The sequence below is a fragment of the Sphingomonas sp. So64.6b genome, from assembly GCF_014171475.1.
Classification (GTDB): domain Bacteria; phylum Pseudomonadota; class Alphaproteobacteria; order Sphingomonadales; family Sphingomonadaceae; genus Sphingomonas; species Sphingomonas alpina_A.
The window spans coordinates 5046656-5057175 of sequence record NZ_CP048817.1 but is presented as its reverse complement, the minus strand read 5'-3'; the positions used below and the strand labels follow the sequence as shown (position 1 = coordinate 5057175).

The window sequence follows — 10520 nt, the reverse complement described above, 5'->3', positions numbered from 1 at the left end:
GGCCGGACGTCTCAGCGCGGCTGGCGGCCGGCGAAGCGGCGGTCTGAGGGCTCCTGTCTCTTTGCGGGCAACACCGTGCCGCGAGGATCGGAGGTCGAGCTGACAAGGCCGCGATCGGCCCAGGTCTGGAGATCTTCGATGGCGTAGACGACTCGGCCGCCGAGCTTCCGGTAAGTCGGGCCGGTGCCGTAGGTGCGGTGCTTCTCAAGCGTGCGCTCGGACAGTCCGAGAAAGCGAGCAGCTTCCTGCGTGCGCAGGTAGCGTGGCGGGATGCCGGCGGTAATTTCGGCCATTGTCGAGCCTCCGTGGTCTCGTTGGGGGCCGCTGCCGTCAGGCGGCGGTTCGAGAGCAAGGTGGCGTGAAGACGGTGGGTGGGACGATGTCGAAGATAGGAATCTAATTTCGACACGCCCCAGCCGATGGACGGCGGGCTATGATCGACGGGGTCGGCGCAGAAGGGAGCGGTAACCGCCTTCGACGAGTTTCAGGCCGTCGCGCACGAGGCGGATCGTTGTTTCGCGAACGGAGTTTCCGACCCACGATTTCGCGTCGATCTGGTGTTCAGGGAAGAGGGTTTCGCCAATGGCGCGGTAGCTTGCGCCGTCATCGTGTGCGTCAACGGCCCTTAGCATAGCGCGCAACCGTTGACGCCGTTGTGGCGTCAAGCGTTCGTCGGGTCGTGCTTTCCGTGCCTGCGTCGCTGACCAGAAACGGTCGAGTGCGAGGATCCGATCAGGCGTGTCGTCATCCAGTATGACGAGCGCCGCGAGCGGGGTGTCGCTGGTGTCTCCGTGGAGCACGATGTCGAACACCTGGCCGTCGATGACGATCCGGACAGTTCCATCGGCAGTGAAGAGCGCGGGGGGAAGTTCTTTGCTAGTGACTGCCGTACCGGCGGGTAACGCGGGTGACGGAGCGAGGAGAAGTTTGAACGGATCGGCGGTAAGGGTCCAGGAGATAGCCACAGTCAAGGCATTGAGAGCCGGGTCTGTAGCGAAAAGACAACCCCCAGCGATCGGATAAGGCCCGTGCCTTGTCCGGAGCGAGATGCCCTAAGCGCTGTAGGTCTGAATATTCCCGTCGGTAGTCGTGGTTTCTCCGCAGAAACTCCCACGCGATATCTGGCGCACTCAGACCATCAATATAGTCGTAGGCCGGGCCAGTTCTCCAACTTCCTTCCTCAGACATGCTTCTACTCTCCTGGCCGCGCCGCTTTGGGGCGAGTAACACGGAGAACACGATTCCAAGTTGTCTTTGGCTTGGGAAGTCCGAAGGTGGCGCAACGTGATGCAGGTTTCGCATCACCAGCCGATCAGTGGTAACTCGACCGGACCAGATGGCGAAAGCCGTTCTCGGTCATCCATTTCGCGCGGGCCAGGTGGGTGGTGTAGACGCGCGCGGCGCGTTGGGCATCATTGTCAGGGTCCAGGCCGAAGATGACGGTGACCGCTTCTTCCCAGCACGCGCCGTCGGCCTCGGCATCCAGCAGTCGCAGATAGGTTTTCAGGTGCTCACGATCATAGGGTGTGAGCACCGCGCTATCAGGCGGCTGGTCTAGGAAGTCTGTCTTGGTCACACCGGTCCTCTGAAGTCATTCTTATCCATTCCGGTGGCATTTGTTAACCGTATGCAGGTTGCATCGCAGCAGAATCCGCGCCGGTGATGGCAACGGCATACCGACGGCATGCGGTAGGCAACGGAGACGCTAACGCTTGTCGATTTTCCCACGGACCACCATCACTCCTTCGCCTTGGTCGGTGGTCAAGAGGAGGATGCCGTGGCCTTCAAGCGCCCGACGTACCTGATCGCGCGTGGTCTCATACACCTCGAGCCCGCTTGCGGATTCGAGGCGTTTGAGCGCGGTCAGTGATACCTGGGCCTTGTCAGCGAGCGTCTCCTGATTCCATCCAAGCAACGCGCGCGCGGCCCGCGATTGTCGGGCGGTGATCATGCATGATCACCTCCCACTCGGACATACGCGCACACCAGAACTACGACTATAGTAGTCGTTCTTGAGGGGCTATGCTAGTTGATACTGCCCTTACAGGCAGGCCTGACAGTCGTTGGGGATCCAACTGATTCGGTCGCCCACAAAGCGATCGGCCCGGCCGGACTTACCGCGCGGGGCGTCGCGCTGACCTCACTCGCCGTTGCGGCGGTTCGGGCGGGACCAGATGAGCAACTGTGTTTTGGCTGTGTTTGCTGGAAAGCGCTCCGTCACGTTTCAGGAAGCGAACCTTCTCAAGCGGACATTCAACAAAGCATTGCTTGTCGAATCCAAGTCAGACGAAACGGGCCTTGAGGTCGTCGAGAAGCCACGCGCCCGCGCGGCCTAAAGAACGATCTCGCATATGCGACGCGTAAATTGTCAGGGCTCCGGACGCGCGCGCGGGATCATCCTCGATCGGCAATGGCACGAGGCGCCCTTCGGTTAGTAGCGGCGCCACGAGATAATCGGGCATACGGCACCACCCCAGGCCCGCCAAGAGGAAGTCCAGCCGTCGTCCAAGCTCGACGAAGCGCCAAGGTTTCGTGCTCATGACACCGTAGCTCGGGCCGTCGGGCGCCGAGGGATCGGTCAACACGAGCTGGACGTGCTCGTCCAGGTCCTCGCGCGTCGCGGCCCGGCCCAGTCGAGCCAACGGGTGGACGGGCGCCACGACCGAAACCAGGTCGACGCCGAGCAGTGGCAGGGCGGCGATATCCTCGGGCACAGTCGGAAGCAGGATGCAGAAAGCGAGCGCAGCCTCTCCCCGGCGCAGTCGTCGTTCGGCGCCTCCAAGCCCTTCGGTCGAGAAGCTCACCGGCAGATGGGGAAAAGCGGCGCGGAGCGCGTGCAGGCTGTCGATGAAGGCGGTGGTTGGCACCAACGGATCGATCGCGACTGCCAACTCGGGCTCGATGCCCTCGCGCGTGGCCGCAGCCATCGCCTCGAAGTGGTTCGCGCCCGCGAGCACCACTCGAGCTTGCCCAACCAGCACACGACCAACTCCCGTGAGGCGGGGACGGTGGCCGGCGCGGTCGAACAACGTGACGCCGTGGACTTCTTCGAGGGTCGCAACGGCTTGGCTGATCGCCGATTGGGCGCGGCGGAGCTTGCGGCCCGCAGCAGAGAAGCTGCCGTTTTCGGCGATCGTCACCAGCACACGAAGCTGGTCGAGAGTGAGATTGCCGATCATACATCATCTCAGCCGATAGAAACTATCTGATATATATCACTTCTGCAGATGGCGTCGAGAGGCCAGATTGCAGCCATGCAGCCGACCTTATTCATCAATCACGGTGGCGGCCCATGCTTCTTTCTGGAGCCGGGGCCGATGCGTGCCGCCTGGCACGATCTCGAAGCCTATCTTCGCGGCTTCGCGAACACGCTGGACGAGCTACCGCGCGCCATTCTCGCCGTCTCCGGCCATTGGGAAGAACAGGCGCCGACCGTCAATACCGGCGCGCATCCGCCGCTGCTCTTCGATTATGACGGCTTTCCGGACTACACCTACCGGCTGACCTGGCCGGCGCCGGGCGATCCCGCGCTCGCCGCCCGGGTGCGCGACCTGCTCGCGGCAGCGGGCATCCGCAGTGGCAGCGAGCCTGCGCGCGCAATGCGCAGCCGCACGAGGATCACTTGATGCCTCTCATGGTGGCCGCCGGCGCCGCATCGGGCGAGCACGGCGCCGTTCACTTCCACGGGCACGCCCTCGGCAAGCCGATCTCTGGCTTTCGCTTCGGTTGACCCAATCTCAAGGAGACTAACTATGACCCGGCTTCTCGTCGTCGAGACCAGCCCGCGCGGCAACCATTCGATCTCGCGCAATCTCACCCGTCGTTTTGTCGACGAGTGGCGAACGGCGCACCCGGTCGGGCAGATCGTCCACCGCGACCTGATGGAAACGGACCTGCCTTTCGTGAACGCGCCTTGGCTCCAGGCTTATTTCACGCCGCCCGAACAGCATTCGCCAGACATGAAGGAGATGCTTCGCCTGTCGGACGAACTCGTCGCCGAGCTATTGGCGGCCGACCACCTCGTCATTGCCACGCCGGTATACAACTACAATGTGCCTGCCGCGCTCAAAGCTTGGATCGACCATATCGTTCGCAAAGGGCTAACGCTTGGCATGGACGGCAGCGGCCTCGTGACGGGCAAAAAGGCGACGGTGCTGCTCGCCTCTGGCGGCGTCTACACCGAAGGCTCGCCGATCCGCGACCGTGACCTCGCAAGCCAATATCTGCGCCTGATCCTGGGTGTCATCGGCATCACCGACGTGACCTTGATCGCGGCAGGCGGCGCCAAGGCGGTCGATCTCGGGGAGATCGGACGCGAGGACTTTCTGAACAAGTTCCAAGGCGAGATCGAGGCCGAAGCCGCCTGAGGGGCCGCCCGGACCCAGCAGAGTGCGAATACTGAATCAACGGCAAGTTTGGGCAACGCGACAAGCCATCTACGAGACCGTTTGCAGCCGTTTGCCGCGACTATCGTCCATCGCGAACCATTGCATTCAGGATCGCCCGCGGCTTTCTCATCCATGCGGTCAGCGCGACTTTCGCGGCCTTAAGTTTGTCCCATCATTGTGAGTTCGGGTTGGATCCCGAGCAGTGTTCGGGCCTCAGGCTCGATGGTGTCGACACCATGCTAATCTCCGGGCTCGCCCGCCAAGGCTGAAGTCGGGCTCGATACCAGAGGCCTTGGGGCCGCCCGCTCGCGGGCGGCCCCTGATCCTTCAATCACGGTGCTTAGCGGGACGGCTCCACACAAGGCTGAAGCCTTCGCTTTCTTCGTCGTCGAAGAGGTTGGCGTAGATCGGGGCGTTGAAGCTGGGGTCGTCGAGCTTCAGGCCCAGATAGGCGCGGCCCTCGTTGGAGGTCTTGGACCAGGCGGCGCCGATCTCGGCGCGGCCGACGAAGACGCGGTGGCTGGGGGCGTTCTCGCCGGTGGCGCGGGCATCGGGGACGATGCGGACGTTCTTGGTCTGGAGGCTGAGGGTGACGATTTCGCCGGTGAACTCGTTGTTGCCGGTCTTCTTGAAGGTGCCGATGGTCGCCATGGTAGTTCTCCTTGAACTCTGTTCCGAGCCCGCACCATTGCGGCCTCGATGGCGATCGACAGGCCGGAGGCGATTGACGGCGCACCCCAAAGGGGCCTGACAGCAAAGGAGGGGCTTTCTTGTTTCGCGAGGAATGACGGCGCAGCCGGCAGGGGATGAAAGTTTCGACGCCGCTGTTGCGGCATAGGCGATCGAGGCGCAGCCGACCTTCGGCCAGAGCAGCCCATTGAAGAGGCCGTTTTGGAGCGGTCGACCTGACAGAGACGCATCACAGGAGAACGTGGCGCCCATCTTCGACCGATATGACCGTGGCCGCATCGAGCCATCGCGACGTCACCCAGCACCGTCAAACCAAATGTCCGCCGACTTCTGCACGGGCGCGCGAGATCGCACGCTATCGCCACTCGCAACGCCGGCAATGCTATCACCGCGCCGCTTCCAGTACCGCTTTTCGAAAGGATGGCACGCCGGTCTGGGCTAACCGTGGACCCGATCAACGCCATGCAAGCGCACCCTGCAGACGAGGAGCGCGAGCGAGAGGTAAGGCATCAGCTCCTGTCCTGCCGCCGCGAGTGACGATGTCAGGCGCGCGCGATGTTCTGCCCGGATGGCCCGGGCGCGGCTATTGCTGTCACCCGGATCAGCGCCGTGATGCCGACGGCGATTGCGCCGATGACGGAGAAGATGATCTGCCATGTGTCGGTGGGCATCCACCTCCACCGCGGCGCATTCCGTGTATAGCCGAAGAAGAGTGGCGATGGAGCGGAAATCCGATAGGGATCTCCGCATCGCCGCAGGTGTCGCCCCATCAAGGGGCGAACGGATCGATCTCCGCGACGATCTCGGCGTCGCCGTCGAACTCGTTGGCGGGGGTGACCGAATGTGTGCCGTCGCCTGCCTTGAAGATGACGATGACGGCCATCAGGGTGGTAGCGAGGCTGAAGGCGAAGGCGTGTGCGTCGGTGAGGGACATCGTTCCGGCTCCTGTCTGGAGGCGGGGACCATCCCCGCTCGACAGGTGCCCGATGCGTTCGGCGCAAGGCCGCAATCACCGCCGAGGCGTAAGCCTCAAGGCCGCACGCTCGCGTAGCGGACCCTTTACGGGTTGATGGCGTCAGGCATTGGGTCGAACCAAGGATAGCGCCAATGAGAGCGGGCTTAGTCGCCGTTCCAAGTAGCCGGAGGCCAGCCATAAGACGAGGCATCCATGAGCGGGTAGTGGTCGAACCCGCGGCGCTTGGGGGATCTCCGCAATCCTTGTCGGATCCACGCTGGTGATTAGCGAGTCTTGCGAGGCCGTGTCCGGCCATTTGTTTGTTGGGATCGTTTGTCGTTTTCTGAATCAGCAGACTCCTGATCAGGTCACCTGTTCAGGACTCGAAACCAGCGTTTACATAATGCTATAGATACATCGCATCGCCACAATCTGCCCACAGTTAAGGCTGCCCGCGTTATGGCATCGAAGTCCCTTGGACCGTCCAAGTCAGTAAGTGCTCTCGCCGAGGGCGCGCGAAAAGTACGTTCCTCATCTGGACACAAGGATAAATCCGACGTGTTGTTGATCGTCGGCATCGGCGCGTCGGCCGGCGGTCTGGACGCCTTCAAGAGCTTCTTCGCCAACACACCGGCCGACACCGGCATGGCCTTCGTCCTGGTCCAGCACCTGTCGCCGGACCACAAGTCGATGCTGGCCGAACTGCTCGGCAGGACGACCACGATGGGCGTGATCGAGGCGGCCGATGATACGGAAGTCAAGCCGAACTGCGTCTTCATCATTCCCCCCGACGCCACGCTGACGATCCACGGCGGACGCCTCAAGGTCGCCCGGCCGGCGCCGCCGCGTGAACGGCGGCGGCCGATTGACACCTTCTTCCAGTCCCTGGCCGAAGATCAGGGCGAGAACGCGATCGCCATCATCCTCGCAGGCACGGGCAGCGACGGCACCCTGGGCCTGACAGCGATCAAGGAACGCGGCGGCCTGACCCTGGCCCAGGCGGAGTTCGACCACCACGCGCTGCCCGGAATGCCGCAAAGCGCGACGGCCACCGGCCAGGTCGACGAGGTGCTTGCCGTCGAGACGATGCCAGCCAGGGTCGTCGCCTACCACAAGCACTTGACAGGCGTCGCCGGCAACAAGGATGGCAATGGCTTGCGGCAAGATGCGGCGTCGCACCTGGTGACGATAATGGGAGCGCTGCGCGCCCGCAGCGGCCACGATTTCAGTGAATACAAGGAAAAGACCCTGCTTCGCCGGCTTCAGCGCCGGATGCAGGTGCTGCAAGTGGAAACCCCTGGCGCCTACATCGAACGGTTTCGCAAGCAGCCCGAAGAATTGGACATGCTGTTCCGCGAACTGCTGATCGGGGTCACGCAGTTCTTCCGCGATCCCGCCGCCTTTGAAGCTCTGGCCACAGAGGTGATCAAGAGTCTGGTGGCCGGAAAAGGCGCCGACGACGACATCCGCGTCTGGGTTCCGGGCTGTTCGACAGGACAGGAAGCCTACAGCCTGGCGATCCTGATCCGCGAGGCCATGGACAGCCGTCGGCCCAAACCAAAGGTGCAGATCTTCGGCACCGACATTGACGACCGTGCCATCGCGCTCGCGCGGGTCGGCCGCTACCGCAAGCCCGTGGCGGGGTTGTCCGCCGAGCGCCTCGACCGCTGGTTCAGCGAAGAGGGCGGCGACTATTGCGTCCTCCCCGAAATCCGCGAGATGTGCGTGTTCTCGATCCACAGCATCATCAAGCACCCGCCGTTCTCCAAGCTTGACCTGATCTCCTGTCGCAACCTGCTGATCTACATCGACGCCGAGATGCAGGACCGCGTGATGCGGACCTTCCATTACTCGCTCAAACCGGGTGGCCATCTGTTTCTGGGCTCCTCCGAATCGGTCACGCGCGCCACCAAGCTGTTCGGTGTCGGGGACAAGAAGCACCGGATCTTCCAGCGACGCGAAATCGAAGGCGCGTCCCTTCCCGATCTCTCGGGCATCGGCCGCAGACTGGAGCCGTCGGCCTCGCAAGACGCGCCGCGGGCGCCGGGCGACGATCGGATCGACAAGAGCGCGCGGCGGGCGACGGAGAAATACAATCCACCCCACGTCGTGGTCGATGGACGCGACCAGATAGTGCGCTTCTCCGGGGCCACGATGGGCCAGTATGTCGAGCTGGCCTCGGGAGCCCCGAGCTACGCGCTGTTCGACATTCTGCGGAAGTCCCTGCGTCCGGCCACGCGGGCGGCGCTGAAGGAGGTGAAAGCCTCCAGAGCCGTGGTCCGGCACGAAAATGTGCCCATTCGGATCGACGGCCACACCCGCCTGGTCACGCTGATCGCCGAACCGCTGGCCGACCAAGGCGCGGACGCTGGGTTGATCGCCCTGGTGTTTCAAGATGTCGGCGCAGGAAACCCCGGCGGGCCGGCACAGGGTCGCGGGAGCTCGACCGATATGGTCAAGGCTCTCGAACAGGAATTACGGACCACCCGGGCGCAGCTCCAATCGACCATCGACGAGCTTGAGGTCGCCAACGAGGAACTGAAATCCTCGAACGAGGAACACCAGTCAGTCAACGAGGAGCTGCAATCCTCCAATGAGGAATTGGAGACCGCCAAGGAAGAGATGCAGTCGGTCAACGAAGAGGTGCAGACCATTAATTCAGAGATGGCCAGCAAGAACGAGCTGCTAACGAACCTGAACAGCGACCTGAAAAATCTCCTGGAAAGCACGGAGATCGCGACCCTGTTCCTTGATGGACAATTGCGGGTCAAGAGCTTTACGCCGGGCCTTACCGACATCTTCCATCTGCGCGATGGCGACGTAGGCCGCCCGGTCACGGAGATCGTCAGCCTGCTCGACTATGGAGATTTGCAGAAGGACGTGAAAACCGTGCTTCGCAAGCTGACTATGGTCGAGCGGCAGGTGAGGCTCAAGGAGCCGGGTGCGAGTTTCGTTTTGCGTATCCGCCCCTACCGCACGATCGACAACGTCATCGACGGCGTGGTGCTCACCTTCGTCGATATCAGCGAGCGCAATGCAATCGACGAGGCCCTACGCCAAAGCGAGCGGCAGTTTCACGCCCTGGCAGAGTCCATTCCACAATTGGCCTGGATCCTGGACGGGGAAGGCTCGGCCTTCTGGTTCAATCGACGTTGGTCTGACTACACGGGCACCACTCTCGAAGACATGAAGGGGTGGGGCTGGCGCAGCGTCCTAGACCCAGCGGAGGTCGATCGCGTAGTCGCGGGCGTGAAACGCTCGGTCGAGACGGGTGAGGTTTGGGAAGATACCTTCCCGCTGCGCGGCTCCGATGGAGCCTATCGCTGGTTCCTCTCCCGCGCCGAGCCAATCCGTGACGAGAGCGGAAAGATCGTTCGCTGGTTCGGCACCAATACGGACATCGAGGACCAGCGACGCAGCGAGGAACTACAGGAACTGCTCCTCAAGGAAATGGATCATAGGGTCAAAAATCTCTTCGCCATTGTCGGCGGAGTGGTGACACTGAGTGCACGGTCGGCGAAGACGCCAAAAGAAATGGTTAGCACGATCCAGGGGCGGCTCGGCGCGCTGGCCAGCGCGCATGTCCTGATCCGGACGACGAAACCGGGTGCGGGTGACAAGCGGGAATCCACGCTCGACGCGCTGGTCCGGGCGATACTGGCGCCTCACGTCGATCCGGGCGCGACCGATGGCGATGCCCGCGCCATGATCGAAGGGCCGGAAGTTGCGGTTGGCGGCGACGCGGCCACCAGCCTCGCACTCATCTTGCATGAGCTGGCGACCAACGCCGTCAAATACGGAGCTTACTCTACACCGGGGGGACGAGTCCGTATTTCCTGGACGCTGAACAAGGGCAAACTAGAATTGGCATGGCAAGAGCGGGGCGGACCACCGGTCAACGGCGCGCCGGAGCGCGAAGGGTTCGGCAGTCTGCTCGCTCGCCGGAGCATCAATGGTCAGCTCGGCGGACAGCTAGAGTTCGACTGGGATGCCGAGGGATTGACCGTCCGTCTTTCGGCGGCGGCGGAACGGCTGATGCCGTGAGCGGTTGATGACTTGACCTCTCCCCCCAGCCGGGACATTTCATTGCTGAACCATGTGCTCGTCCTCGTCGTCGAAGATGAACCGTTCATTGCCTTGGATGTGGCGCTGGCCATCGAAGATGCCAGCGGCGAAGTTGCGGGGCCGGTCGGGAGTGTCAAGGAAGCCCTCGCTCTAATCGAAGCCAAGCCCATCGCGGCCGCAATTCTTGACGTGAACCTGACCGATGGCGATATTTCGCCGGTCGTGGAGATATTGATGGGCCTCGGCATTCCGGTCATTCTCCAAACCGGAGTCGGTCTGCCGCCCGACTTGGCCGCGCGCTTTCCCGATCTGGCCTTCTGCATCAAGCCATGTGTCGCCGCCAAACTGGTTGCCCAGCTCGCGACGCTGATCTTCGATCACGAGCTGATTACACCGTAGCGGCGCTGACGGGTCGGAGGCGG

Annotated in this window: 11 protein-coding genes and 1 pseudogene; 4 read left to right on the top strand and 8 right to left on the bottom strand. The window is 62.7% G+C overall.

Going from position 1 to position 10520, the window contains the following annotated elements; translation table 11 throughout:
- Window positions 1–11 precede the first annotated feature (11 nt).
- The 5 genes from G4G27_RS23975 to G4G27_RS23955 all read right to left on the bottom strand — a co-directional run bounded on the left by G4G27_RS23975 (window position 12) and on the right by G4G27_RS23955 (window position 3179).
- Window positions 12–293, bottom strand: coding sequence for a helix-turn-helix domain-containing protein (locus G4G27_RS23975; protein WP_183111004.1), 282 nt, complete (start codon window positions 291–293; stop codon window positions 12–14).
- Between the two features lie 138 nt (window positions 294–431).
- Entirely contained in the window at window positions 432–965 is a 534-nt protein-coding gene (locus G4G27_RS23970) for a DUF2285 domain-containing protein (RefSeq protein ID WP_244624741.1), read from the bottom strand.
- Between the two features lie 347 nt (window positions 966–1312).
- Window positions 1313–1576, bottom strand: a complete 264-nt coding sequence (locus G4G27_RS23965) for a DUF2285 domain-containing protein (protein WP_183111002.1) — start codon at window positions 1574–1576, stop codon at window positions 1313–1315.
- Between the two features lie 129 nt (window positions 1577–1705).
- A complete protein-coding gene (locus G4G27_RS23960; RefSeq protein WP_008830084.1) occupies window positions 1706–1951 on the bottom strand; it encodes an XRE family transcriptional regulator in 246 nt (81 codons plus the stop codon).
- Window positions 1952–2282: 331 nt separating this feature from the next.
- Complete coding sequence (locus G4G27_RS23955; RefSeq protein WP_183111000.1) at window positions 2283–3179, bottom strand: LysR family transcriptional regulator; 897 nt, start codon at window positions 3177–3179, stop codon at window positions 2283–2285.
- A gap of 75 nt (window positions 3180–3254) precedes the next feature.
- Here G4G27_RS23955 and G4G27_RS23950 point away from each other — a divergent pair, with 75 nt between their 5' ends.
- Both G4G27_RS23950 and G4G27_RS23945 read left to right on the top strand, forming a co-directional pair.
- Complete coding sequence (locus G4G27_RS23950) at window positions 3255–3626, top strand: class III extradiol ring-cleavage dioxygenase (protein WP_244624486.1); 372 nt, start codon at window positions 3255–3257, stop codon at window positions 3624–3626.
- Between the two features lie 126 nt (window positions 3627–3752).
- Window positions 3753–4367, top strand: a complete 615-nt coding sequence (locus G4G27_RS23945; RefSeq protein WP_183110998.1) for an NAD(P)H-dependent oxidoreductase — start codon at window positions 3753–3755, stop codon at window positions 4365–4367.
- Window positions 4368–4715: 348 nt separating this feature from the next.
- Here the strand turns inward: G4G27_RS23945 and G4G27_RS23940 are convergent, their stop codons facing one another.
- The 3 genes and pseudogenes from G4G27_RS23940 to G4G27_RS23935 all read right to left on the bottom strand — a co-directional run bounded on the left by G4G27_RS23940 (window position 4716) and on the right by G4G27_RS23935 (window position 6012).
- Window positions 4716–5039, bottom strand: coding sequence for a DUF736 domain-containing protein (locus G4G27_RS23940; protein ID WP_183110997.1), 324 nt, complete (start codon window positions 5037–5039; stop codon window positions 4716–4718).
- Window positions 5040–5620: 581 nt separating this feature from the next.
- Window positions 5621–5749 (bottom strand): annotated as a pseudogene (locus G4G27_RS24395) (hypothetical protein); the annotation flags it as partial.
- Between the two features lie 98 nt (window positions 5750–5847).
- Window positions 5848–6012, bottom strand: coding sequence for a hypothetical protein (locus G4G27_RS23935; RefSeq protein WP_183110995.1), 165 nt, complete (start codon window positions 6010–6012; stop codon window positions 5848–5850).
- Between the two features lie 579 nt (window positions 6013–6591).
- Between G4G27_RS23935 and G4G27_RS23930 the strand changes: the two genes are divergently transcribed.
- A complete protein-coding gene (locus G4G27_RS23930) occupies window positions 6592–10077 on the top strand; it encodes a chemotaxis protein CheB (protein ID WP_183110992.1) in 3486 nt (1161 codons plus the stop codon).
- A gap of 42 nt (window positions 10078–10119) precedes the next feature.
- A complete protein-coding gene (locus tag G4G27_RS23925; RefSeq protein ID WP_183110990.1) occupies window positions 10120–10497 on the top strand; it encodes a response regulator in 378 nt (125 codons plus the stop codon).
- Window positions 10498–10520 lie beyond the last annotated feature (23 nt).

Coding starts and splice junctions, on each gene's coding strand:
- G4G27_RS23975 (WP_183111004.1), bottom strand. CDS start 293: ATGGCCGAAATTACCGCCGGCATCCCGCCACGCTACCTGCGCACGCAG.
- G4G27_RS23940 (WP_183110997.1), bottom strand. CDS start 5,039: ATGGCGACCATCGGCACCTTCAAGAAGACCGGCAACAACGAGTTCACC.
- G4G27_RS23960 (WP_008830084.1), bottom strand. CDS start 1,951: ATGATCACCGCCCGACAATCGCGGGCCGCGCGCGCGTTGCTTGGATGG.
- G4G27_RS23945 (WP_183110998.1), top strand. CDS start 3,753: ATGACCCGGCTTCTCGTCGTCGAGACCAGCCCGCGCGGCAACCATTCG.
- G4G27_RS23935 (WP_183110995.1), bottom strand. CDS start 6,012: ATGTCCCTCACCGACGCACACGCCTTCGCCTTCAGCCTCGCTACCACC.
- G4G27_RS23955 (WP_183111000.1), bottom strand. CDS start 3,179: ATGATCGGCAATCTCACTCTCGACCAGCTTCGTGTGCTGGTGACGATC.
- G4G27_RS23950 (WP_244624486.1), top strand. CDS start 3,255: ATGCAGCCGACCTTATTCATCAATCACGGTGGCGGCCCATGCTTCTTT.